The sequence below is a fragment of the Fuscovulum blasticum DSM 2131 genome, from assembly GCF_003034965.1.
Taxonomy (GTDB): Bacteria; Pseudomonadota; Alphaproteobacteria; order Rhodobacterales; family Rhodobacteraceae; genus Pseudogemmobacter; species Pseudogemmobacter blasticus.
The window spans coordinates 48,706-72,013 of sequence record NZ_PZKE01000012.1; the positions used below are offsets into that span (position 1 = coordinate 48,706).

Genomic DNA, 23,308 nt, shown 5'->3' on the forward strand with positions numbered 1-23,308 from the left:
GGCTTAGCCCTTCACCTGAAGTTGCACCCTTTGTTCAAAGGCCGTGCCATCCTTGGCGGTGGCATTGACCCGCACCAGCCAGACGCCACGGTTCAGCGCGACTTCGGCCTCGTACAGCCCCGCGACATAGGTAAAGGCGGGGGTCACGTCGTCCTTGGCTTCGGTGGTGCGGCCGACCAGCACGTCCAGCGCCTTGACCTCGACCGGGTTTCCGGCGGCGTCGGTGAAGGCAATCGTCATGCGGCCACGGTCATAGACCGGGGTCATGGTCCAGCCCAGGGCCACCTGGGCATCCCGCTTGGCGTTGAACTCCTGGCTGGCGACGTAAGAGTTCTGCACATCCAGCCCCGGGAAGGTGGAGATGGCCTTCCAAGCCATCACCAGATTCACGGCGATGATGATGCCGAAAGCCCCCACGGTGATCGCCAGCACATGGCGTCCGGTCAGTTCTGCCATGGCTCAGTCCTCCTTGCCGTTGAACACGGTCTCTTTTGCGACCCGTTCTTTTCCGGGTTGGGCCGCGGTTCCCTCGTCTGCGATCCAGACCGTCACTTCGCTGCGGCCCGTCTTGGCGGCCGGGCTGCCTGCGGGAGCGGTCAGATAGAACCGCGCCTCATAGGTTTCGTTGGCCGGCACCTTGATGCGCAGATCCTGCGTTCCCTCTACGGCAACGTCCAGCGGTTCGGCCGAGGTCACCGAAATGTCATACCAGCGCTCTTCGCCATGCTTGTTGCGCAGCCGGATGTCATAGGCGTTGCGGATCGCGCCATCGGACAGCATCACATAGGTCGGGTTGCGGACCGGGGTGATGTTCACGTCAATTTCGCTGCGCAGGAACAGCGCGACCACCAGCCCCACGCCGACCCCGCCCCAAAGCAGGGTGTAAAGGATGGTGCGCGGGCGGAATACATGGCTCCAGACGCTTTTCGGCGTCTTGCCCTCGCGCTCGGCCTTTTCGTCGGTCAGCGCAAGATAGCCGATCAGGCCGCGCGGCTTGCCGATCTTGTCCATCATGTCGTTGCAGGCGTCGATGCACAGGCCGCAGGTGATGCAGGCCAGTTGCTGGCCGTTGCGGATGTCGATCCCCATCGGGCAGACGTTCACGCAGGCCATGCAGTCGATGCAGTCGCCGTTGCCGGCCACATCCTGCTTGCCGCGCGGCTCGCCCCGCCACTCGCGATAGGCGATGGTGATGGTGTCCTCATCCATCATCGCGGCCTGGATGCGCGGCCAGGGGCAGGCGTAGATGCACATCTGTTCGCGGGCGAAACCGGCGAAGACAAAGGTCGTCGCGGCCAGGATCAGCATCGTCGTATAGGCGATGGGGTGGGCCTGCCCTGTCAGAAGATTGTGCATCAGCGTGGGCGCATCGGTGAAGTAGAACACCCATGCGCCGCCGGTGGCGAGGCCGATCAGGAACCAGACGGTCCATTTGATCGCCCGCTTGCGGATCTTTTCGCCGTTCCAGGCCTGACGGTGCAGGCGGATGCGCGCGTTGCGATCGCCTTCGATCCAGCGTTCGACCAGGATGTAAAGGTCAGTCCAAACGGTTTGCGGGCAGGCATAGCCGCACCAGATGCGGCCCGCGGCCGAGGTGAACAGGAACAGGCCAAGGCCAGCCATGATCAGCAAGCCGGCGACGAAATAGAACTCGTGCGGCCAGATCTCGATCATGAAGAAGAAGAAGCGGCGGTTACCCAGATCCAGCAGCACCGCCTGATCGGGCAGGCTGGGGCCACGGTCCCAGCGAATCCACGGGAGCACATAGTAGATGCCCAGCATCACCGCCAGGAGCCACCACTTCAGGGTGCGGAACTTGCCATAGACCCGCCGCGGGAAGATTGGCTCACGCGCGGCGTAGAGGCTGGGCGGATTGGTATCTGGGGTGGACACGGAACATCTCCGGATTCATGAATATGTTTCTCACCGTGGTATGGGTCGGCTGAGAAAAGGCCACTTTGACCTGCATCAAAATCCCATCAAAGATGCGGATTATCCAGCGGGCGGGCGGAGGCGGGCGCATTTGCCGCAGGCGATGGCGGTCATACCGCCCGATGAAGAAAAGGCCGCGGCTGTGACGCGGCCCAGCCAGATGGATAAGACACCGGCACCCCGTGAACGCGCGAACAGGAAGGGCCGCCGGTGCCAGTCTCCGGCGGTGGCTGGCACCGCCGGGGAAAAGGTTTATGTCACTCGCCGCCGCCGCGGCTGTGCACATAGTAGGACACGGCGCGAATGTCGTCTTCCGACAGACGGGCGTTCCAGTTCGGCATCACGCCGAAGCGCGCGTAGAACACCGACTGATGCACCGCCTCACGCGACCCACCGTACAGCCAGACCGCATCGGTCAGGTTCGGCGCGCCTTGCGTGCGGTCGCCAGTGCCGGCCTCGGTATGGCAGCTTGCGCAGTTTTCGACGAAGACGGTCTTGCCGGCTTCGGCTTTGGCCGCATCATGCTCCTGCCCCGAGATTTGGAGGACATATTCCACCACGTCGCCGATCTGCGTCGCGTCCAGCAGTTCGTCCACGCCCCATTTCGGCATTTCGGAATAGCGGGCTTCGGGATCGGTGGTGTTGCGGATGCCGTGGGTCACGGTCGTATGGATGTCTTCCATCGTGCCGCCCCAAAGCCAGTCGTCGTCCAGCAGATTGGGATACCCCAGCGACTGCACACCGGCCGCGCCTGCGCCGTGGCATTGCGCGCAGTTGGTGCGGAAGACGGCCGCCCCGGCGCGTTCGGCATAGGCCGACAGATCCGGGTCATCCTTGATGGCGTTCAGATCGGTCGCGATCAGCTTTGCCTTGATCGGGCCGTTCTTGGCATCCCACTCGGCATATTCCTTCTGGCTGTCGATCCGCGAGTCCTGGCCGAGCAGGCCCTGGGTCGCGCCGCTGATCAGCGGCCAAGCCGGATAGGCGATGGTATAGCCGATGCCCCACACGATGCAAGCATACAGGATCCAGACCCACCAGCGCGGCAGCGGATTGTTGTACTCTTCGATGCCGTCCCAGGAATGGCCGGTGGTTTCCACCTGCCCGGGGGCGGCCTTTGTCACTTTCTTGGCGCACATGTCACGCCTCCTTGGCCTGGTGGGGTTTGTCGGCTTCCGCAGGACGCTTGTCGTTGCGGAAGATCGAGTTGGCGGCATCGTCCTGCACCTTGCGGGCACCGGGCCGGAAGACCCAGACAACGATGCCAAGGAACATCGCCGTCATCGCCAGGAGACCCCAGCTATCGGCAAGTTCCCTCAGGAACGAATAGGTTTCCATCCGTCCCTCCCCATCAGCGAGCCGGGTCCGGGGTGAAGGTCGAGAAGTCGACCATCGTGCCCAGAACCTGGATATAGGCGATCAGCGCATCGGCTTCGGTCAGTTGCGGCTGGCCGTCGAAGTTGCGCACGTTCACGTCCTTGCCGCCCTTGATCGCGGCAGAGCCGTAGCGTTCCTGCAGACCCGAGCTGTCGGCGTTCGGATCGGCCTGCGCCAGGAAGTCAGCCAGCGCATTTTCCATCATCGCATCGGTATAGGGCACGCCCACCATGCGGTGCGTGGCCATCACGTCGGCGATGTACTTGCCGTCGATCACCTTGTTGAACAGGAAACCGTAGGGCGGCATCACCGATTCCGGCACCACGGCCTTGGCATAGGTGAAGTGATCCTGATGCCATTCGTCCGAGTAGCGACCACCGACGCGGGCCAGATCCGGCCCGGTGCGCTTGGAGCCCCACTGGAACGGATGGTCATACATCGATTCCGCCGCCAGCGAGTAGTGGCCGTAGCGCACGCCTTCGTCGCGCATCGGGCGGATCATCTGGCTGTGGCAGACGTAGCAGCCTTCGCGGATGTAGATGTCACGCCCGGCCAGTTCGAGGGGGGTGTAGGGACGCATCCCGTCCACCTTCTCGATCGTGTTCTCAAGATAGAACAGCGGCAGGATCTGCACCGCCCCCCCGATGGTCACGACCAGAAAGGCCAGGACCATCAGCAGCGTGGCGTGCGTTTCAATCGCCTTGTGTTTATCAAGGAAAGCCATGTCACTCCCCTCCCTTATTCGGCCGGGATGGCGTTGTTGGCATTCACCGGGGCCTTCGCCGGTTGTGCCTTGACGGTCATCCACAGGTTATAGGCCATGATGATGGCCCCGGTCAGGTACATGACGCCGCCCAGGGCGCGCACCACATACATCGGATACTTCGCAGCCACGGTGTCGGCGAAGGCGTTCACAAGGAACCCGTTCGCATCCACTTCACGCCACATCAGGCCTTCCATGATGCCGGTGACCCACATGGCCGAGGCATAGAGGACGATCCCGATGGTCGCGAGCCAGAAGTGCCAGCTGACCAGTTTCAGGGAGTAGAGGCTTTCCCGGTTCCACAGGCGCGGAGTCAGGAAGTAGAGCGCACCGAAGGTGATCATGCCGTTCCAGCCAAGCGCGCCGGAGTGGACGTGACCGATGGTCCAGTCGGTATAGTGCGACAGGCTGTTCACAGCCTTGATCGACATCATCGGGCCTTCGAAGGTGGACATGCCGTAGAAGCCGATCGACACCACCATCATGCGGATGATCGGGTCGGTGCGCAGCTTGTCCCAGGCGCCCGACAGCGTCATCAGGCCGTTGATCATGCCACCCCAGGACGGCATCCACAGGATGATCGAGAACACCATGCCCAGCGTACCGGCCCAGTCAGGCAGCGCGGTGTAGTGCAGGTGGTGCGGGCCGGCCCAGATGTAGAGGAAGATCAGGGCCCAGAAGTGGATGATCGACAGCTTGTAGCTGAAGACGGGACGTTCGGCCTGCTTAGGCACGAAGTAGTACATCATGCCCAGGAAGCCGGCGGTCAGGAAGAAGCCCACCGCGTTGTGGCCATACCACCACTGGATCATCGCATCCTGCACGCCGCTGGTGACCTGCACCGACTGGCTACCGAAGATCGAGACCGGGATCGCCATGTTGTTCACCAGGTGAAGCATCGCGATGGTGATGATGAAGGACAGGTAGAACCAGTTGGCCACATAGATGTGGGGTTCCTTGCGCTTCATGATCGTGCCGGCGAAGACCACCAGATAGGCCACCCAGACCACCGTGATCAGAAGGTCGATGTGCCAGGCCGGTTCGGCGTATTCCTTGCCTTGCGACCCGCCCAGCACATAGCTGGTGGCCGCCAGAAGGATCACCGTCTGCCAGCCCCAGAACACGAAGGTGGCCAGACCGCCCCCGAAAAGGCGCGCGGCGCTGGTCCGCTGCACCACATAGAACGAGGTGGTGATCAGGGCGGTTCCACCGAAGGCGAAGATCACCGCGCTGGTGTGCAGGGGCCGCAGACGGCCGAAGTTGCCGATCCCCTGAAGAACTTCAAAGTTGAGCCAGGGCCAGGCCAGTTGGCTGGCAATGACCACCCCCACCAGGAAGCCCACGACTCCCCAGAAGGCGGTCAGCGCCACGCCGGCCCGGATCAGGCCGTCCATGTATTCGCCCGAGTTCGCCACCTTGGCATCCCCGGTTCCCCGCAGCACCACCACAAAGGCGATGGCAGAGACGAGCATGACTTCGATCGCGTTGACCATATAGGCCAGATCGCGCGCGTAGTTTGCTGCAATCGCGGCAAGAACCGCGATAGCGCCAAGCGCGATCAGCTTGACGTAATCCCACATTTTGCGTCCCTTCGTCTCTTTTTTTCATCCGTGAGACAAGTTTCGACTCATTCCACGGCGGTCTTATAGACTGTTCCGCTTGTGCTGGCCCGGCACAAGACCCGCCTTGATCTGCATCAACAAACCCGATTGACAGGCTTGACCTCGGTCAACGTAGAGCGTCCGATACCGAAATAAATACTGCACAGATCAACCGCAGGAGGCAACCATGGCCTACAAATCAATACTGACCATCGCCGCTTCCCCCGACACCGCCGCGCGCGCTGTCGAGGCTGCCGGCCTGATCGCCCGCAAGATGGATGCGCATCTCGATGCCCTCGGTCTTGGGGTCGACCGCACGCAGGTCGGCTATTCCTATGTCGGCTCGGGCGCCGTGATCCTTCAGGTCGCGATGGAACGGGCCGAGGAAGAGGCGCGCCAGATCGAGACCACGCTCAAATCGGGCATGGCCGCGCAGGGGCCCGAACTGCGCTGGTCCGTGGAATCGGCCGTGTCGCAGATGGGCGCACTGACCGATCTGGTCGCCACCCGCGCCCGCTATGCCGATCTGGTGGTGCTGCCCAAACCCTATGGCAAGACGCAGGGACCGGAAGCCGAGGCGGTGATCGAGGCGGCCATGTTCGAAGGTATGGCGCCGGTGCTGGTGGTGCCGGAAAAGGGCCTGACCTCCGCCGAACCCAAGCGGATCGCGCTGGCCTGGAACCAGAGCCGCGAGGCGATGGTTGCCGCGCGCCGGGCGTTGCCGTTCCTGAAACGGGCCGAAATGGTGACGATCACGGTGATCGACCCGCCGGCGCACGGGCCGGAACGGTCTGACCCGGGCGGTCTTCTGTGCCAGTTGCTGACGCGCCACGGCGTCAAGGCCGAGGTGCAGGTTCTGGCCCGCACCCTGCCCCGCATTTCGGACGTGCTGGCGCGGCATTGCCGCGACATCAACGCCGATCTGCTGGTGATGGGCGCCTATGGCCATTCCCGCTTCCGCGAGGCCATTCTGGGTGGCGCGACGCGGAATATGCTGGAACAGACCGAAGTGCCGGTCTTCATGGCCCACTGACGGCCGGGAACGGCTTGGCAGAATGAACCGATCCGCCGCCCTGCGCAGCAACCGGGCGGCGGACCAGGGCAGGCAAAGCCCTCAGATCACCGACACCGCGCCGGCATAGGCGGCCACGATATGCACATCGGCATGGGCGGCCAGGGCGGCGATCTCTCGGTTCTGCTCTTCCGACAGCACGCCCGCCTCGGGCGCCGTGGCAATGGCGGTCAACGCCGCCTCGCGCGCCTCGTCAAAGGCGGTGCGGCGACCGGACCTTTCGTAATCGTCCCGCCCCTGCCGCCGGAACACCCGGGGCGACAATTGGTCGCGGCAGGTCGCGATGGTATGTGCAGAGTCAAGAAAGTGCCCGCCGGTGCGGACCTGCATCATCTCGTCCCAGTTCAGCGCCTCGGCTTCCAGGGAAGGCTTGCGGATGAAACGGCGCATCATCGCGCCGATTTCATTGTCCAGAACCGCCTGAACCGGGCTGAACACCGTGGCACATTCCAGTTGCCCGATGCCGCCCAGAATATCGGCCCCCGCCAGCGCCACCACCTGCGCCAGCAGCGCGCGTTCGGCCATGCCCTGCACATCGACATCCGGCGTGTCAGAGCCTGATCCGTAGGTATGCGCCACCAGACCCCAGCCGCGCTTGAGAAGCTGGACCGAGAAACTGGCCGCCTGCAGGCTTTCGACGCAGGACTGCAAGGCCGATCCCGTCCGCATGTCCAGCGTGAACATCAGCGGCGTGGCGATCACCGGGGTTCCGGGCGCCAGGATATGCGCCATGACGGTCATGCCCACGATCTCGGCCGCGGCCATGATCGCCATGCTGGCCACGGAAAGCGGCGCCGTGCCGCCCGCAGAGGGCAGGCTGCAGGCATGAAGCGGCACGCCATATTCCCCCGCCTTCAGGATCACCTGCGTGTCCATGAACTTGAACTCCAGCGGCGTGAAGGAACAGGTGATGCAACTGGTGATCGGGTTGGCGCGCAGGGCCGCCTCACCCCCGGCGGCAATGGCCGCGATCTTCATCAGGTAATCGACGTTTTCCCACTGGTAGGGCTGCATCCAGACATGCTTGGCGGTGCGGCTGACCAGCCGTCCGAAACTGTGAATGTCGGCGGTCTTTTCCGGCACCCCATGCACGAAGGGGTGGGCAATGAACCCCACCTCCTCCAGCGTATTGGCCACGGCGGCGATTTCGTTCACCGCCTCGAGATCCATGTTGCGATAGCTGGCGTCGCGCGGGTTCACATAGCCATGCGCGCCGGTGCCCGTCCGCAGAATGAAGCCCTTGTCGGCGCGCGGCAGGTCGATGTCGAACCGCGACTCGCGCCCGCCCAGACGAACAGCCTTGGGCGTTGCCGCCATCGCCTCTCGGATCAGGCCGCGTGGCAGGCGGATGCGGTTGGCATCGCGCCCCGGCTGCGCGCCGGCGGCAAGCAGCCTTTCATGCGCCTGGGGATGCAGGATCGCCACGCCGTAATCGGCCAGGATGTCCTCGACCCGGGCCTTCAGCCCCTCGACCTCGGCATCCGAGAGGAAACCGAAGACCGCGCGGGCAAATCCCGGCGGTTCCTGACGGAAGGCGGTGGCGGGATGGCTGGCGCGCGTCACGCGGCTGCGCTTGCCGGTTCTGTCGGGCTGTGTGTGTTCCATGGCTGCCTTCCCCCCGGGACAAGGTTGCTCATGGCACACACCGATTAGGCTGACTGCCTGCCGACTTCAGCTCAACGCAGACGTTAGCAGGACAATGAAATGCGTCAACGGAGCTGTATCGCGCCGGCGCGGCGGCCGTCAGATCAGCAGCCCGCCATCGGTATCGTCGCCCGCCTCTTCCAGCAGGCGGTCGAAATCGGGAATGGTGACGTGGCGCTTGCCTTCCAGGCTGATGACCCCGTCGCGCTTCAGCGCGCTGATCTGGCGGCTGACGGTTTCCAGCGTCAGGCCCAGGTAATCGGCCATTTCTTCGCGCGTCAGCGGCAGGTCAACGACCATCTCGCCCTTCGAGCGGCGCAGCGACAGCGAGGCGTCGCGGCGGGCGATGATCGCCACCAGAGAGGCAATCTTCTCGCGCGCGGTCTTGCGGCCCAGCAGCAGCATCCATTCGCGCGCGGCATCCAGTTCGTCCAGCGTCATCTCAAGCAAGCGATGCGCGATATGCGGCGTCTGCGACATCATCTCTTCGAAGGGGCGCTTGCGGAAGCAGCACATCACCACATCGGTGGTGGCGGTCACATCATAGGCTGCGCTATTTCGTCCCGGTCGGCCGACAAAATCAGACGGAAGCAGCAGGCCAACCATCTGCCGGCGGCCATCTTCCATGGTCTGGGTCAGGGTTGCGATCCCGGTCACGACCGAGGCGACAAAGTCCATCCGGTCGCCTGACCAGATGATTGTCTGGCCGGATTGATAGCTGCGATAATACTTTATCTGCTCCAGCCGGGCGAGTTCATCGGATTCGCAACGCGCGCAGACGGCACGATGGCGGATCGGGCAATCACCACATTCCTGATGCACCGCCGGAAGATCATGCAGTGACATGCCGGGCCTTTCAACGATTGATCTGTATCAAGGCTGCCACCCCCCGACGCAACTAAGAGTAACCTTATGACAACAGATGCGCAACTCACGCGCCTCGGTCTTTTTGACGCGCGGGTGCCCCGGTACACGTCGTACCCTACGGCACCGCAATTCGGCACGTCGATTGGCCCCGGCGATTTCACCTCCTGGATCGAAGCGATCCCGGAAGGTGCCCGAATCTCGCTTTACCTGCATGTGCCGTTCTGCCGGCGCCTGTGCTGGTTCTGCGCCTGCCGCACCCAGGGCACATCGTCCGATGACCCCGTCATCGCCTATGCCCAGACCCTGAAGGCCGAAATCGCGCTGCTGGCGCGGCATCTGCCGCGCGGCGTCACGCTTTCGCGGCTGCATTGGGGGGGCGGAACCCCCACCATGCTGCCGCCCGATGAGATGCGGGCGCTGGCCGATGCGGTCTTTGCCGTGGCCCCCATGGCCGAGGGCGGCGAATTCTCGGTCGAGATCGACCCGAACGAGGTGGACGATGCCCGCCTTGACGCGCTGGTGGCCTCGGGGATGAACCGCGCCTCGATCGGGGTGCAGGACTTCGACCTTGAAATCCAGAAGGCCATCGGTCGCGACCAGACCTATGAGATCACCCGCGAAGTTGCGGAAAAGATCCGGGATCGCGGCGTGACCAGCCTGAACTGCGACCTGCTTTACGGCCTGCCGCACCAGACCGGCATCCGCATCGCCGATTCGGTCCAGAAGCTGCTGACCCTGTCGCCCGACCGGGTGGCGCTTTACGGCTATGCCCATGTGCCATGGATGAGCCGTCGCCAGCAGATGATTCCCTCGGAAGCGATGCCTTCGCCGGAAGAGCGGCTCAAGCTGTTCGAGACGGCCTCGAAGCTGTTCCTCTGGGACGGGTATGAAGAAATCGGCATCGACCACTTCGCCCGCCCCGATGACGGGCTGGCGGTGGCGCTCAAGGCCGGCAAGCTGCGGCGCAACTTCCAGGGCTATACCGACGACACCGCCCCCGCCCTGATCGGGCTGGGCGCCTCGTCGATCAGCCGCTTCCCGCAGGGCTATGCGCAAAACGCCTCGGGCACGTCTGACCACACCAAGGCCATCCGCGACGGACGTTTCTCGACCCACCGCGGCCACGCCTTCGCGGGCGAAGACCTGATGCGCGCCCGCATCATCGAGGCCCTGATGTGCGATTTCCGCGTCGACCGGGCCGAACTGGTGCGCGACTATGGCGTGACCCCGGCCTATGTGGACAGCCTGTTCCGCACCGCCGCCTCGGGCTTTGAAGACATGCTGAAGATCGAGAATGGCGCGCTGATCATCCCTGACCGCGCCAAGCCGCTGACCCGCATGGTCGCCCGCGCCTTCGACGCCTACGACCAGTCCAAGGCGCAGCACTCGGCCGCCGTCTGACCGGCCCCCGAACACAAGGAAGGCAGCAAGTCCCTTGCTGCCCTTCTTTTTTTGCAAGGAGCAGGCCGGTCAGCCTGACTTGAGACCCAGCCCTTCGACCAGCGCCACCAGCTTCGGCAGGCAGACCGCGTTCAGGTCATAGCGATCGCGCACCGTCTTGCGGGCATTGGCGCGCAGGCGGGCAAAGCGGGCGGGTTCGGCCAGCCCTTCGGTCAGCGCGCGCGTCCAGCCCGGCACATCGAAGAAATCGACCAACTGGCCGTTGTAGCCATCCCGCACCACCTCCTGCACCGGCGCCACGCGCGAGGCGATCAGGTGGCAGCCCGCCGACATCGCCTCCAGCATCGACCAGCTCAGCACGAAGGGATAGGTCAGATAGGCGTGCACGCGCGACACCTGCAGGATCGACAGGAAGTCGGCATAGGGCACCCGCCCCAGGAAATGCACCCGGCTCAGGTCCATCTGGTCCTTCACCTCATCCAGGAAAATGTCCTTCCAGGCCCTGCCGTCCTTGGGGGCCGGGCCGTAGCTGACCGCGTTGCCGCCCACGATCAGCACCTGCGCTGCCGGCCGCGCGGCCAGAACGCCGGGCAAGGCGCGCAGGAAGGTGTGATAGCCGCGATAGGGTTCAAGGTTGCGGTTGACGAAGGTCAGCACCTCATCGCCCGCCCGCAGCACCCGGCCATCGGGCAACGTAAGCCGGGCCGCCGCATTGGGCACCACGGTTTCGGTGTTCACCCCGTCGAAGACCACGTCGATCATAGACCGCAGCGCCGGCGGGTGGGTCGAGGCCTGCCAGAAGGTTGGCGACAAACCCCGGTCGGCATGTAGCAGCGCCTGCGCCAGATGCGCGGCCCGGCCCTGCGCGATCATCACCTTGTCCAGGCTGGGCGGGCCGAATTCGCGGTCGAACCCGACATCGGCCCCACGGCCGCGATAGTAGAACTCGGCATAGACCAGCAGCTTTGCCTCGGGCCACACATCCTTGAGGAACAGCGTCTCGCCCCAGCCGGAATGACCGACGATCACGTCGGGAACATAGCCATCCCGTTCGCGCAGGATGCGGGCCGCGCGGGCAACGGCGACACCCCGGTCGGACATGGTGGTGTAGTTGCGGCCCAGCCGGCAGGCGGCGGCATCGACCTCGGGCGCAGAATAGGCATAGCGCCAGACGGGAATGGCAGCCGCGCGGGTATTGGAGGCATCGGTCAGCACCCGGCAATCATGCCCGCGTGCGGCCAGCGCCGGCGCAAGGTGAAGGAATTGCGCCGGGTAATTCTGATGAACGAACAGGATCTTCATGGCTGCGCGCCACCCGGCCGCGCAAAGGCCGCCGCCAGCAGCGCGCGGGTGTACTCGGTCTGCGGCGCGGCGAACAGCGCCTGCGCCTCGCCCAGTTCGACCACATCGCCGGCCTTCATCACCATCACCTTGTGCGACATCGCCCGCACCACCCTCAGGTCGTGGCTGATGAAGATATAGGCCAGCCCCCATTTGCGCTGCAAGGCACGCAGAAGATCCACGATCTGCACCTGCACCGTCATGTCCAGCGCCGACGTCGGTTCGTCCAGCACCACCAGCTTGGGCCGCAGGATCATGGCGCGGGCAATGGCGATGCGCTGGCGCTGGCCGCCGGAAAATTCATGCGGATAGCGCCCCATCGACGCCGGATCGAGACCGACTTCGGTCATGATCTCGGCCACCATCTCGGTCCGGTTGCGGCGGGGATCAACACCATGGACGCCCAGGCCTTCGGCGATGATCTGTTGCACGGTCATCCGGGGCGAAAGGCTGCCGAAGGGGTCCTGGAACACCACCTGCATGTGCCGCCGCATGGCCCGCACCGCCGCGCGCCCTTTTGAGCCGAAGAAGGCCGCCAGGGCGGCATCACTCGCCTCGCTGATCAGGTCGCTGTCCGGGTCGCGGGCGCGGCGGGCCTCGGCCTCGTCCCAGGTCTCGTCCAGGCGGCCGATGTCGCGGCCCAGAAAAAGCACTTTCCCCTGCGAGCCGATCAGCCGCAGGATCGCCAGCGCCAGCGTCGTCTTGCCCGAGCCGCTTTCGCCCACGATGCCAAGCGTTTCGCCGGCCCGAACAGACAGGCTGGCGTCGTTCACCGCCTTCACATGGCCAACCGTCTTGCGCAGAAAACCCTTCTGGATCGGGAACCAGACCCGCAGATGTTCGGTCCGCACCACCTCGGGCGCGCCGGCGGGCACGGGATCGGGCACGCCCTTCGCCTCAGCCGCCAGCAACTTGCGGGTATAGGGGTGCTGCGGGTTGGCAAAGACATCCGCCGCTGGCCCCTGTTCGACGATCTCGCCGCCCTGCATCACGCAGACCCGGTCGGCGATCCGGCGGACGATGGTCAGGTCATGGGTGATGAACAGCAGGCTCAACCCCTCGCTGCGCTTGAGATCGGCCAGCAAGTCAAGGATCTGCGCCTGAATGGTCACGTCCAGCGCGGTTGTGGGTTCGTCGGCCACCAGAAGTTCGGGACCGTTGGCCAGCGCCATGGCGATCATCACCCGCTGGCGCTGCCCCCCCGACAACTGATGCGGATAGGCGGACAGCCGGCTTTCGGCATCACGGATGCCCACCTTCTGCAACAGGTCAAGGATCCGCGCCCGCGCCTTGTCGCCGGTCAGGCCCTGATGCAGGGCAAGGCTCTCCCCGATCTGCCGTTCGATCGTGTGCAGCGGGTTCAGGCTGGTCATCGGCTCCTGGAAGATGAAGCTGATGTCGTTGCCGCGAACATGCCGCAACTCGGCTTCGGGCAGGCCCAGCATGTCACGGCCCTGCCACAGCACCTGCCCCGATACGGTGGCATTGTCGGACAGAAGCCGCACGGTTGACAGCGCGGTGACGGATTTCCCCGATCCGCTTTCGCCGACCAGCGCCACGGTTTCGCCCTTGGCAACGCTGAAGCTGACCCCCTTGACCGCCGGGATGATACGGCCATCCTGCGAAAAGCTGACCTTCAGGTCACGGACATCCAGCAGGGTCATCGAAAGGTCTTCCGCGGATCGAAGGCATCGCGCACGCCTTCAAAGATGAAGATCAGCAGCGTCAGCATGGTGGCAAAGGTGAAGAACGACACCCAGGCCAGATGCGGCGCCTGCAGGTTCTGCTGCGCCTGCCGCGACAACTGCCCCAGCGAGGGGGCCGAGGACGGCAGGCCGAAGCCCAGATAATCCAGCATGGCCAGCGATCCGATGGCGCCCGTCACAAGGAAGGGCATCATCGTCAGCGTCGCCACCATGGCATTGGGCAGCATGTGGCGGAACATGATCTGCCAGTCGGGCACCCCCAGCGCCTTGGCGGCGCGGACATATTCAAAGTTGCGCGCGCGCAGGAATTCGGCCCGCACCACGCCGACCAGCGCCGTCCAGCCGAACAGCACCATCAGCCCCACCATCAGCCAGAACGACTTGGCCCAGACAGCCGTCAGGATGATGATGACATAGATCGAGGGGACCGATCCCCAAAGTTCGATGATGCGCTGGAAGATCAGGTCGGTGCGGCCGCCGAAATAGCCCTGCACCGCGCCCGCGGCGATGCCCAGAACGGCGTTCAGCGCCGTCACGATCAGCGCAAAGGTGACCGACAGGCGGAAGCCGTAGATCACCCGCGCCAGCACATCGCGGCTGGTATCGTCGGTTCCCAGCCAGTTCTGTTCGCTGGGCGCGCCGGGGGCGGTGCCGCCGGTGTTCACGATGGTGTTGTAGCTGTAGGGAATGGGCGGCCACAGCACCCAGCCCTTCTGCACCGGCTGGCCCAACGCGGTGCCCTTCGTCTCGGCCTCAAGCGCAATGCCTTCCGGGTCATCCCAGCAATCCAGCGACCCGCCGGTCACGATCAGGCAGCGCACCTCGGGCGTGGTATAGTTCGCCTCGGTCCGCAGGTCGCCGCCGAAGGTCTGTTCGGAATAGAACTTCAGGAAGGGCGTGTAATAGCCGTCCTGATACTTCACCAGCAACGGCCGGTCATTGGCCAGCAGCTCAGCACACAGCGACAGACCGTACAGGATCAGGAACAGGATCAGCGACCACCAGGCCCGGCGGTTGGCCTTGAAGTTGCGCCAGCGGCGCTGGTTCAGGGGCGACAGGGCCATGGCTCACCCCGCCCGTTTTTCAAAGTCGATCCGCGGATCGACGAAGACATACATCAGGTCGGACAGGATGCCGACCACCAGCCCGATCAGGCCAAAGGCGAACAGCGTGCCGAACATCACCGCATAGTCCCGCTCGACCGCCGACTTGAAGCCAAGCTGGCCCAGGCCGTCCAGCGAGAAGATCATCTCGATGATCAGGGACGACCCGAAGAACACGCCCAGGAACAGGCTGGGGAAGCCTGCGATCACGATCAGCATCGCGTTGCGGAAGACATGGCCATACAGCACACGGCTTTCCGACAGGCCCTTGGCGCGGGCGGTCATCACATAGTGCTTCTTGATCTCGTCCAGAAAGCTGTTCTTGGTCAGCAGCGTCAGCGTGGCAAAGCTGGAAATCAGTTGCGCCGTCACCGGCAGGGCGATGTGCCAAAGGTAGTCGGTGATCTTGTGCCACAGGCTGAACGTCTGCCAGCCGTCCGAAGTCAGGCCGCGCAGCGGGAAGATCTGCCAGTAAGACCCGCCTGCGAACAGCACCATCAGCAGGATGGCGAACAGAAAGCCCGGAATGGCATAGGCCGCGATGATGATGCCCGACGACCAGGTGTCGAACCGCGATCCGTCACGCACCGCCTTGCGGATGCCAAGGGGGATGGAGATCAGATAAGCGATCAGCGTGGACCACAGGCCCAGCGTGATTGAAACCGGCATCTTTTCCACCACCAGATCAACCACGCTGATGTTGCGGAAGTAGCTTTCGCCAAAGTCGAACTGCAGATAGCGCCACATCATGATGCCGAAGCGTTCCCAGAACGGGATCATCTCCTTGTGGCATTCGGGCGCCTTGACGGTGGGGGTGCCGGTATAGCCGGGGTCACAGACGATGCGGGCAAAGCCGAACTGCACCTCAAGCTTGGCACGAAACTCGGGTGACAGGCCGCGGGCACCGATATAGCCACCCTCGGCTCCCTGCCCCTGCCCGCCGCCGCCGGCGTCCTTCTGCGCATCTCCGCCGCCGCTCAGCGCCTTGATGGAATCGCCGTCGCCTTCCAGCCGCGCCTCGATCTGGTCCAGCGGGCCGCCGGGAACGACATTGGTCAGCGCGAAGTTGATGAGCATGATCCCGAACAGCGTCGGGATCACCAGTAGCAAGCGTCGGAGGATATAGGCGCCCAAGTCCCTGCCCGTTGGTCTGTTGTTTTATTGGAAGACGCGCCTGGCTTTCAGCGCCTCGCCCTTTTCGGCGTTGTACCACCAGAAACTGGTGACGCCCAGCGCATAGGGGGGCAGCGGGTCGGGGTGTTCATACATGTCGTAATAGGCCACCCAGTCCTTTGCGTTAAACCATTGCGGCACCCAGAACCCTTCGGCGCGCAGCACGCGGTCCAGCGCCTTGGTGGCGATGGTCAGCTCGTCCTTGGTCTTCGAGGCCATCACCACCTCGATCAGCTTGTCCACCGCTGGCGACTTCAGCCCCATGATATTGAAGACCGAAACATCCGCCGTGGCCGATCCGTAGAACTGTTTCAGCTCCGCCCCTGAAAAGTACTGCGAACGTGCATTTCCCGTGATGATGTCAAAGTCATACGAAGGGTTGCGGGTCCGGTTTTCGAATTGCGCCTGGTCGATGGTGTTCAGGCTGGCGTCCACGCCCAGCGCGATCAGGTTCTCGACAAAGGGCTGGATCACCCGGTCGAAGGTGGGGTTGTCGTTCAGGAACTCGATCGTCAGCAATTCGCCCTTGGCGTTTCGGCGCTTGCCGTCATCTCCGGCGATCCAGCCCGCCTCGTCCAGCAGGGCCGAGGCGGCGCGCAGGTTGCGGCGGTCAAGCTGGCGGTCGGGGTTCGACACCGGCGCCATGACCGCCGGCTCGGTCAGGATGGTGGCGGGCAGAAGCCCCTGATCCACCAGCGGCTGCAACACCGCCGCCTCTTCCGGCGAAGGCGTGCCTTCCGCCTCCATCCAGGTGTTTTCCCAGACCGAATTCACCCGGTCATAAAGGCCGTAGAACAGCGTCTGGTTCGACCATTCGAAGTTGAACATCAGGCTGATCGCCTGCCGCACCCGCGGGTCCTGCCATTTCTCGCGGCGCAGGTTGAACATGAAGGCCTGCCCCTGCGCCTTGGCCCCCGAGGGCAATTCGGCCTTGATCACCGTGCCGTCGGCGATGCGGGGGAAATTGTATTGCTCGGCCCATTGCTTGGACGAGTTTTCCTGCCGGAAGGCATAGGCCCCTGCCTTGAACCCCTCGAACGCCGAATTCGGGTCCGAGAAGTATTCATAGCGCAGCACGTCGAAATTGTTCTGGCCCTTGTTGATGGGCAGATCCTGCCCCCAGTAATCGGGGTTGCGGACATAGGTGATCGACCGGCCGATGTCGATCTTGCCCGGCACATAGGGGCCGGACCCCAGGAACGGCGTCATCGACGCCTCTTCCAGATCCAGCTTGTTGGCAAGGTAATGCGCCTTCGACATCACCGGCAGCCCGCCCACGGATTCGGGCAGGTCGCGGGTGGGCACTCCGGGCCGGAAGGTGAACTTCACCCGATGCGGGTCCAGCGCCTCGGCCGACAGCACCTGTTCGGCGAACACGGTGCGGAAATCCTGCAGTCCCTTGGTCAGGAACTGCTCATAGGAAAACACCACATCCTCGGCCGTCAGGGGCGTTCCATCGGAAAAGCGGATGTCGTCACGCAGGTTGAAGATCACCCAGCTCCGGTCTTCGGGGTATTCCATCGTGCTGCACAGCAGGCAGTAGCTGGCGCCGATCTCATCCGCCGTGCTGGTCAGGATGGTTTCCAGCATCACGCTGGACCCGATGGCGGCCCGGCCCTTCACAGAAAACGGGTTCATCGTGTCAAAGCTGCCAAAGGTCCACTGGCTCAGCTCGCCGCCCTTGGGGGCATCGGGGTTGACGTAAGGCAGATGGGTGAAATCCGCCGGCAAGGCCAGATCGCCGAAGGTGGAAATCCCGTGCGAGGTGATCACCGTCTCGCCGCGGGCATGTCCGGCTGTAAGGCCCATGGTCAATGCCAGAGCCCCGGCAAACAGCCACCCCGAGGCGTCCCAAACGGGTTGAGCCGTCCTTGCCACTGCTGCCGCTGCCATCCGTGCCACCCCTCGCAGAAATCCGTCGTCATTCAAGATGCTAGAGCGGCCCTTGTCGATGGAAAAGGCGCGAATTCGTGATGCGCCCGTGACAGAGACAATCATGGAAATGACAAGGGCCGCGCCTTTCGGCACGGCCCTCGCACGGCGCAAGGCGCCGGATTACTTCAGCGTCGCCAGATAGGCGATGATATTGGCGCGATCCTGCGGCTTGGGCAGACCGGCAAAGGCCATCTTGGTGCCCGCGACATAGGCCTTGGGATCGGTCAGGAAGTGGTCAAGGTTCTCGGGCGTCCAGCTTTCACCCGACATGGCCTGCAGGCCGGCGGAATAGGTGAAGCCGGCGACGCTGGCCTTGGGCCGGTCAACCACGCCGTCCAGATGCGGGCCGGTCGCGTTGTTGCCGTCGATCTTGTGGCAGGCCTTGCACTTGCCGAACACCTTTTCGCCCGCGGCCGGATCGGCCGATGCGAAAAGGGTGGCGAAATCGGCGCCCGCGGCGGCGGTCTCGGTCTCGGCGGCAGGGGCGGACCCGGTGTCGATGGTATAGGCCTGCTTGGCCTCGCCTTCGCCATGGTGGCCGGTGTTCATGGCGTAAAGCCCGTCAGAAGCCCAACCCAGAAGCAGGAAGGCAAGAAGCGCACCGCAAGTTCCGCCGACTGCCTTGGTGATTGTCATCGTGTCGAACATGTCGCCTCGTTCCCAGAACCGATATTCGCGGCGTATCTATCCGCTAACCCCCGCTTCATGCAAGCCGTAGTGCGCGCAGACACCGTGCTTTCGTCACGAAACCTTGACGGCGCTGGCTGTTGGGGCCAGTGACGGGCACAAGACAGGCAAGACAGCGGAGCCAGCCGAGATGACTGCCCAGACCACCGGACGGATCGCCTTTCAGGGCGAACTTGGCGCCTATTCGCATCAGGCCTGCCAGCAGGCCCGTCCCGACATGGAAGCGGTGCCCTGCACCACCTTCGAGGATGTCGTCGACATGACCCGCTCGGGCGAAGTCGATCTGGGGATGCTGGCGGTTGAAAATTCGACCTATGGCCGGGTCGCGGACGTGCACAGCCTGCTGCCCCGCGCGCGGCTGCATATCGTGGACGAAGCCTTTGTCCGCGTGCATGTCAATCTGCTGGGCGTGCCGGGGGCCCGCGTCGAGGACATCACCGAGGCGCATGGCCATGTGGTGATCTTGCCGCAATGCGCGGGCTTCCTGAAGGCGCATGGCATCCGGGGCAAGGTCAGCTCTGACAACGCCCGCGCCGCCCGCGAAGTGGCCGAAGCCGGCGACAAGACCCGCGCCGCGCTGGCCAGCGAACTGGCCGCCTCGATCTACGGGCTGGACGTGCTGGCCCGCCATATCGAGGACCAGAAGAACAATACCACCCGTTTCCTGGTGATGAGCCGCACCGCCGACCACAGCCGCCGGGCCGAGCGGATGATGACCACCTTCACCTTCCGCGTCCGCAACATTCCGGCCGCGCTGTACAAGGCCTTGGGCGGCTTCGCGACCAATGGGGTGAACATGACCAAGCTGGAAAGCTACATGGTCGGTGGCAGCTTCACCGCGACCGAGTTCTATGCCGACATCGAAGGGCATCCCGACGATGCCCCTGCCGCCCGCGCGCTGGAGGAACTGCGCTACTTCTCGAAGGAAGTCAGCATCATCGGCGTCTATCCCGCCGACCGAGCCCGCGATTAGGGACTGCGCTCAGTATCCGCGGCGCTGGACGGCACGCCAGCGTTCCTCGATCATGGCGGCCAGCTTGCTGCTGGCCCCGTCGATCTTTTTCTGAACCCGTCCCCGCGCCAGCCGCACCGATTGCAGCATCACCCGCGCGCCCAGGGTGCGCGGCCGGATTTCCGTCAGGATCGTGATTCGCGTCCGCCGCGGCGCCAGCGCCGCAAGGTCGATCCGGCTGCTGCCGTCCAGCGTGTTGCTTTCCAGCCCGAACACCATCAGGCTGTCTTCCTGCAGGTCGTCCACCCGGATCGTCAGCACGCGGGGCTTGCCCCGGAAGGCAAAGCGCAACCGCCAGGCCGCGCCGGGGCCGGGCACACGAAGCCGGTCTATACGCTCCACCTCGGCACCGCGGCGCGCGGCCATGCGTTCAAACTGATCAAACTCGTTGAGGGTCCGATAGACAAAGTCCAGCGGGGCCTCGATATCCTGCTTCGTGATAAAGTGCATGTTCCGTCCCGTCGCCTCGCCCCGGGCACAAGGACCGGGCCAATTCGGAGATAGACTAATCCAGCCGGTCTGCAACCCAGTTGGCAAGCAGATAATGCGCAATCGAGCCGCGACGCGGCGCCCGGATGCGGGGATGATGGCCCGCGAAGACCGTCAGCAGTTCTTCACGGCTGATCCAGAGCGCCTCTTCGATTTCGGCCGGGTCCAGCGTCAGGTCGCGGGTTTCCGCCTCGGCCCGGGTGCCCAACATCAGCGACGCAGGAAACGGCCAGGGCTGGCTGGTGACATAGCGCACGGCACCACAGCGCACGCCGGTTTCCTCGGCCACCTCGCGGCGCACCGCCGCCTCGACGGTCTCTCCGGGTTCGACGAACCCCGCCAGGCACGAGAACATGCCCTCGGGCCAGCCGGGGCTGCGGCCCAGAAGCGTAAGGTTGCCAAGGGTGACCAGCATGATCACCACCGGATCGGTGCGCGGGAAATGTTCCACGCCGCAGGCCGGGCATTGCCGCTGCCAGCCGCCCCGGGCCGCAACGCTGCGGCCGCCGCAGCGGGCGCAGAAGCCGTGGCCGCGGTGCCATTCCAGCAAGGCCCGTGCCGTGGCGGCCAGTTCGCCATCGCGCGCGTCCAGGGTGGCCATGCGCTGACGCAGGTCGCCGAACACATGCTGCGGCGGGGCTTCGGGGTCGGTCCGGTCGCCCGCATCGAAAACCGATCCCTCGGTGGTGTCCGCCAAAGCCCGCGCAGAAACATCGGCGGCGAACAGCCCCTGCCCGTCTTGCAGACCCAGGAACACCGTTTCGGCCGCCTCCGCCAGCACCGGATGCCCCGCGGGCAGCCAGCCCGCGCCGCCAGGCCCGAACAGCGGCCGGCCGCGCCAGACCGGCAGAACCCGGCCGCCGCGCGCCAGATCGGCCAGGGCGGCAGGGTCGCCGCGCAGCGCATGGGCGCGATCCAGCCCCGATCCGGCAAAGGCCATTCCGACCTGATCCTGCATCGCCCTGCGCCCCCTTCGTGCTGCCGCGCCTTGGATCGCATGGCGCGGGCGGGCGATAAAGCCCCCAGATTGCGCCTTTCGCGCCACGGTGGCGCGGCACCGGCGCAACACTCTCTGCCCGGCATGGCGGCATTCATCGGAGACCCTTGCCCTTGGCCGGATCATAAAACAACTATAAGACGAGTTTTAATCAGCGCCTCAGTTGCCACAACATAGCCGTCTGAAAGGACTTGTGCGCCCGTGGGCACCGAATTCCCGTCAGATCCGCTTGCCAGGCTGGCAATCGGAAGATGAAAAAGGCACTCCGTTGCGAAGGCCCAAGAATTGTCTGCGCCGCCAGCGATGGCGGTGGCGGGCCGCAGCCCGAACCGCCCTCCGGCCCCTTGCAGATGGCCCCGGCCTGCCAGATTGACCTGCGGGTGCTGGCAACATCAGATCTGCACGGGCAGTTGATGTCCTATGACTATTTCGCCAACCGGCCCCTGTTCGGCACCGGGCTGGCGCAGACCGCCGCGCTGATTGCCGAAGCGCGGGCGGGGGCGGCAAACTCGATCCTGCTTGACAACGGGGATTTCCTGCAGGGCACCGCCCTGACCGAGATGGCCTCGCACCCGCGGGGGCGGCACCGCAACCGGCCGCATCCCGCGATCACCGCCTTCAATGCCCTGGGCTATGATGCGGTGGGGCTGGGCAACCATGAATTCGATTACGGGCTGGAACGGCTGACGCAGGCGCTGGCCGATGCCCGGTTTCCGGCCGTTTCGGCCACCGTTGTGCTGCGGCCGGGGGCCGGCACGCCCGCCGACCGCACATTGGTGCCACCCTGGGTGCTGCTGACCCGACACCTGCGCGACCGCTGCGGCGCCGGGCATGACATCGGCATTGGCGTGCTTGGCCTGACGCCGCCGGAAACGCTGGACTGGGCCGGCGACTGGCTGTCGGGGCGGGTCTGGGTGCGGCCCATGCTGGCCGCCGCGCGGGACTGGGTGCCGAAAATGCGGGCAGAGGGCGCCGATGTGGTGATCTGCCTGGTCCATTCCGGCCTGGCCCTGCCAGGGCAAGGCACCAAGACGGGCGAGGTCGCGGCCGAGATTGCCGCGCTGGACGGCGTTGATGCCGTGATCGCCGGGCACACCCATCAGGTTTTTCCGCCAGGCCCGGCCGCCGCGCTGCGGATCGCCGATCCGCGGATCGACGCCCAGGCCGGGCGGGTCTGCGGCACGCCAACGGTGCAGCCCGGTCATTCCGGGTCACATCTGGGCATGATCGACCTTGAGCTGACCCATGGCCCGCATGGCTGGCGGGTAGCCGGGGGCATCGGCCGGGCGATCAGCGCGTCCGAGGTGGTGGCCGGACTGTCGGCCCCGGCCATCCGGCGCCATGCGGCGCCGCTGCGGGCGGCCATCGGCGACGATCACCGCGCCGCGCTGGCCTGGACGCGGCGGCGGCTGGGCCAGACGGCGGTGCCGCTGACCACCCATTTCGCCCATGTGGCCGATACCGCCGCGATGCGGCTGGTCGCGGCGGCGAAAGAGGCCACCGTGCGGCGCCTGCTGTCAGGCCGGCCCGAAGCCGCCCTGCCGCTGGTGGCAACCGTTACCCCTTTCCGCTGCGGCGGGCGGGGCGGGCCGCTGAACTATACCGACATCCGGCCCGGCCCGCTGTCGGTGCGCCATGTGCACGACCTTTACCCCTTTCCCAACAGCCTGCGCGCGGTGCTGACAACCGGGGCCGACCTTCTGGCCCGGCTCGAACACTCGGCCCGGCTGTTCCGCACCCTGCGGGCCGGCCGCGCCGACCAGCCCCTGATCGACCCCACCTTCCCGCCGTTCGAGTTTGAACTGGCGCCCGCGCTGTCCTTCCGCATCGACCTGTCGCGCAGCCCCGGCAGCCGCATCCGCGACCTTTGCCTTGCGGGCGAGCCGGTCCCCCGCGCCATGCCGCTGGTGCTGGTGACCAACAGCTATCGCATGGGCGGGCACGGCGGGCCGGGGACCGAGATCCGCCTGCCCCGCACCCTGTGCACCGAGGCGCTGGCCGCCTTTGTTGCCGCCGGACCGCCCCTTGAACCGGCAAAGGGCGCCGGCTGGTCGCTGGCGCCGCTGGCCGGGGCCAGCGTGCTGTTCGACAGCGGAACCGGCGCAGCGGCGCATCTGTCCGACGTGGCGCATCTGCGCCCCGAACCGCTGGGGCTGACCGAGCAGGGGTTCCGGCGCTTCCGTCTGCACCTGTGATGCGCTATGTCGC

Annotated in this window: 20 protein-coding genes; 4 read left to right on the forward strand and 16 right to left on the reverse strand. The window is 65.0% G+C overall.

Features of this window, described 5'->3' with window-relative positions; translation table 11 throughout:
* Positions 1–3 precede the first annotated feature (3 nt).
* The 6 genes from C5F44_RS12780 to ccoN form a co-directional block, all read right to left on the reverse strand.
* Positions 4–456 carry a FixH family protein gene (locus tag C5F44_RS12780; RefSeq protein ID WP_107673926.1) on the reverse strand — a complete coding sequence of 151 codons (453 nt, stop codon included), beginning with the start codon at positions 454–456 and terminating at the stop codon, positions 4–6.
* A 3-nt stretch (positions 457–459) separates the two neighbouring features.
* Positions 460–1,893, reverse strand: coding sequence for a cytochrome c oxidase accessory protein CcoG (gene ccoG / locus C5F44_RS12785; RefSeq protein ID WP_107673927.1), 1,434 nt, complete (start codon positions 1,891–1,893; stop codon positions 460–462).
* A 296-nt stretch (positions 1,894–2,189) separates the two neighbouring features.
* Positions 2,190–3,071 carry a cytochrome-c oxidase, cbb3-type subunit III gene (ccoP, locus tag C5F44_RS12790; protein ID WP_107673928.1) on the reverse strand — a complete coding sequence of 294 codons (882 nt, stop codon included), beginning with the start codon at positions 3,069–3,071 and terminating at the stop codon, positions 2,190–2,192.
* Between the two features lies 1 nt (position 3,072).
* The gene (locus C5F44_RS12795) at positions 3,073–3,270 is read right to left on the reverse strand and encodes a cbb3-type cytochrome c oxidase subunit 3 (protein WP_107673929.1); all 198 of its coding nucleotides are present in this window, start codon (positions 3,268–3,270) and stop codon (positions 3,073–3,075) included.
* A gap of 13 nt (positions 3,271–3,283) precedes the next feature.
* Positions 3,284–4,033 carry a cytochrome-c oxidase, cbb3-type subunit II gene (ccoO, locus tag C5F44_RS12800; protein ID WP_107673930.1) on the reverse strand — a complete coding sequence of 250 codons (750 nt, stop codon included), beginning with the start codon at positions 4,031–4,033 and terminating at the stop codon, positions 3,284–3,286.
* Between the two features lie 14 nt (positions 4,034–4,047).
* Complete coding sequence (ccoN, locus tag C5F44_RS12805) at positions 4,048–5,652, reverse strand: cytochrome-c oxidase, cbb3-type subunit I (RefSeq protein WP_107673931.1); 1,605 nt, start codon at positions 5,650–5,652, stop codon at positions 4,048–4,050.
* Positions 5,653–5,860: 208 nt separating this feature from the next.
* Here ccoN and C5F44_RS12810 point away from each other — a divergent pair, with 208 nt between their 5' ends.
* A complete protein-coding gene (locus C5F44_RS12810) occupies positions 5,861–6,706 on the forward strand; it encodes a universal stress protein (protein WP_107673932.1) in 846 nt (281 codons plus the stop codon).
* 81 nt (positions 6,707–6,787) lie between these two features.
* On the opposite strand, the gene C5F44_RS12815 is transcribed toward C5F44_RS12810, so the two are convergent.
* The gene (locus C5F44_RS12815; RefSeq protein WP_107673933.1) at positions 6,788–8,350 is read right to left on the reverse strand and encodes a trimethylamine methyltransferase family protein; all 1,563 of its coding nucleotides are present in this window, start codon (positions 8,348–8,350) and stop codon (positions 6,788–6,790) included.
* Between the two features lie 138 nt (positions 8,351–8,488).
* Positions 8,489–9,235, reverse strand: a complete 747-nt coding sequence (fnrL, locus tag C5F44_RS12820) for a transcriptional regulator FnrL (protein WP_107673934.1) — start codon at positions 9,233–9,235, stop codon at positions 8,489–8,491.
* Positions 9,236–9,301: 66 nt separating this feature from the next.
* Between fnrL and hemN the strand changes: the two genes are divergently transcribed.
* Complete coding sequence (hemN, locus tag C5F44_RS12825; protein WP_107673935.1) at positions 9,302–10,657, forward strand: oxygen-independent coproporphyrinogen III oxidase; 1,356 nt, start codon at positions 9,302–9,304, stop codon at positions 10,655–10,657.
* Between the two features lie 69 nt (positions 10,658–10,726).
* On the opposite strand, the gene C5F44_RS12830 is transcribed toward hemN, so the two are convergent.
* From C5F44_RS12830 to C5F44_RS12855, 6 genes are all read right to left on the reverse strand, one after another.
* Entirely contained in the window at positions 10,727–11,959 is a 1,233-nt protein-coding gene (locus C5F44_RS12830; RefSeq protein ID WP_107673936.1) for a glycosyltransferase, read from the reverse strand.
* Positions 11,956–13,662 (reverse strand): ABC transporter ATP-binding protein, encoded by a 1,707-nt coding sequence (locus C5F44_RS12835; RefSeq protein WP_107673937.1) that lies wholly within the window; start codon positions 13,660–13,662, stop codon positions 11,956–11,958. Before C5F44_RS12835 ends, C5F44_RS12830 begins: the two co-directional genes overlap by 4 nt.
* Positions 13,659–14,768 carry an ABC transporter permease gene (locus C5F44_RS12840; RefSeq protein WP_107673938.1) on the reverse strand — a complete coding sequence of 370 codons (1,110 nt, stop codon included), beginning with the start codon at positions 14,766–14,768 and terminating at the stop codon, positions 13,659–13,661. The genes C5F44_RS12835 and C5F44_RS12840 overlap by 4 nt, the downstream gene beginning before the upstream one ends.
* Before the next feature lie 3 nt (positions 14,769–14,771).
* A complete protein-coding gene (locus C5F44_RS12845; protein WP_107673939.1) occupies positions 14,772–15,941 on the reverse strand; it encodes a microcin C ABC transporter permease YejB in 1,170 nt (389 codons plus the stop codon).
* 24 nt (positions 15,942–15,965) lie between these two features.
* Positions 15,966–17,873 carry an extracellular solute-binding protein gene (locus C5F44_RS12850; protein WP_107673940.1) on the reverse strand — a complete coding sequence of 636 codons (1,908 nt, stop codon included), beginning with the start codon at positions 17,871–17,873 and terminating at the stop codon, positions 15,966–15,968.
* Positions 17,874–18,035: 162 nt separating this feature from the next.
* Positions 18,036–18,563: a c-type cytochrome gene (locus C5F44_RS12855; protein ID WP_107673941.1), complete on the reverse strand. Its 528-nt coding sequence runs from the start codon at positions 18,561–18,563 to the stop codon at positions 18,036–18,038.
* 169 nt (positions 18,564–18,732) lie between these two features.
* Between C5F44_RS12855 and C5F44_RS12860 the strand changes: the two genes are divergently transcribed.
* Positions 18,733–19,575 (forward strand): prephenate dehydratase, encoded by an 843-nt coding sequence (locus tag C5F44_RS12860; protein WP_107673942.1) that lies wholly within the window; start codon positions 18,733–18,735, stop codon positions 19,573–19,575.
* A 9-nt stretch (positions 19,576–19,584) separates the two neighbouring features.
* Here C5F44_RS12860 and C5F44_RS12865 read toward each other — a convergent pair whose 3' ends face one another.
* Positions 19,585–20,064 (reverse strand): SRPBCC family protein, encoded by a 480-nt coding sequence (locus C5F44_RS12865; RefSeq protein WP_107673943.1) that lies wholly within the window; start codon positions 20,062–20,064, stop codon positions 19,585–19,587.
* 55 nt (positions 20,065–20,119) lie between these two features.
* Positions 20,120–21,061 carry an NAD(+) diphosphatase gene (gene nudC / locus C5F44_RS12870; protein WP_107673944.1) on the reverse strand — a complete coding sequence of 314 codons (942 nt, stop codon included), beginning with the start codon at positions 21,059–21,061 and terminating at the stop codon, positions 20,120–20,122.
* A 290-nt stretch (positions 21,062–21,351) separates the two neighbouring features.
* On the opposite strand from nudC, the gene C5F44_RS12875 reads away from it, so the two are divergent.
* A complete protein-coding gene (locus C5F44_RS12875; RefSeq protein WP_107673945.1) occupies positions 21,352–23,295 on the forward strand; it encodes a 5'-nucleotidase C-terminal domain-containing protein in 1,944 nt (647 codons plus the stop codon).
* Positions 23,296–23,308 lie beyond the last annotated feature (13 nt).

Excerpts from the sequence above, each read along its gene's own strand:
- C5F44_RS12780 (WP_107673926.1), bottom strand. The coding sequence starts at position 456 with ATGGCAGAACTGACCGGACGCCATGTGCTGGCGATCACCGTGGGGGCT.
- ccoP (WP_107673928.1), bottom strand. The coding sequence starts at position 3,071 with ATGTGCGCCAAGAAAGTGACAAAGGCCGCCCCCGGGCAGGTGGAAACC.
- C5F44_RS12795 (WP_107673929.1), bottom strand. The coding sequence starts at position 3,270 with ATGGAAACCTATTCGTTCCTGAGGGAACTTGCCGATAGCTGGGGTCTC.
- ccoO (WP_107673930.1), bottom strand. The coding sequence starts at position 4,033 with ATGGCTTTCCTTGATAAACACAAGGCGATTGAAACGCACGCCACGCTG.
- ccoN (WP_107673931.1), bottom strand. The coding sequence starts at position 5,652 with ATGTGGGATTACGTCAAGCTGATCGCGCTTGGCGCTATCGCGGTTCTT.
- C5F44_RS12810 (WP_107673932.1), top strand. The coding sequence starts at position 5,861 with ATGGCCTACAAATCAATACTGACCATCGCCGCTTCCCCCGACACCGCC.
- C5F44_RS12815 (WP_107673933.1), bottom strand. The coding sequence starts at position 8,350 with ATGGAACACACACAGCCCGACAGAACCGGCAAGCGCAGCCGCGTGACG.
- fnrL (WP_107673934.1), bottom strand. The coding sequence starts at position 9,235 with ATGTCACTGCATGATCTTCCGGCGGTGCATCAGGAATGTGGTGATTGC.
- hemN (WP_107673935.1), top strand. The coding sequence starts at position 9,302 with ATGACAACAGATGCGCAACTCACGCGCCTCGGTCTTTTTGACGCGCGG.
- C5F44_RS12830 (WP_107673936.1), bottom strand. The coding sequence starts at position 11,959 with ATGAAGATCCTGTTCGTTCATCAGAATTACCCGGCGCAATTCCTTCAC.
- C5F44_RS12835 (WP_107673937.1), bottom strand. The coding sequence starts at position 13,662 with ATGACCCTGCTGGATGTCCGTGACCTGAAGGTCAGCTTTTCGCAGGAT.
- C5F44_RS12840 (WP_107673938.1), bottom strand. The coding sequence starts at position 14,768 with ATGGCCCTGTCGCCCCTGAACCAGCGCCGCTGGCGCAACTTCAAGGCC.
- C5F44_RS12850 (WP_107673940.1), bottom strand. The coding sequence starts at position 17,873 with ATGGCAGCGGCAGCAGTGGCAAGGACGGCTCAACCCGTTTGGGACGCC.
- C5F44_RS12855 (WP_107673941.1), bottom strand. The coding sequence starts at position 18,563 with ATGTTCGACACGATGACAATCACCAAGGCAGTCGGCGGAACTTGCGGT.
- C5F44_RS12860 (WP_107673942.1), top strand. The coding sequence starts at position 18,733 with ATGACTGCCCAGACCACCGGACGGATCGCCTTTCAGGGCGAACTTGGC.
- C5F44_RS12865 (WP_107673943.1), bottom strand. The coding sequence starts at position 20,064 with ATGCACTTTATCACGAAGCAGGATATCGAGGCCCCGCTGGACTTTGTC.
- nudC (WP_107673944.1), bottom strand. The coding sequence starts at position 21,061 with ATGCAGGATCAGGTCGGAATGGCCTTTGCCGGATCGGGGCTGGATCGC.
- C5F44_RS12875 (WP_107673945.1), top strand. The coding sequence starts at position 21,352 with ATGAAAAAGGCACTCCGTTGCGAAGGCCCAAGAATTGTCTGCGCCGCC.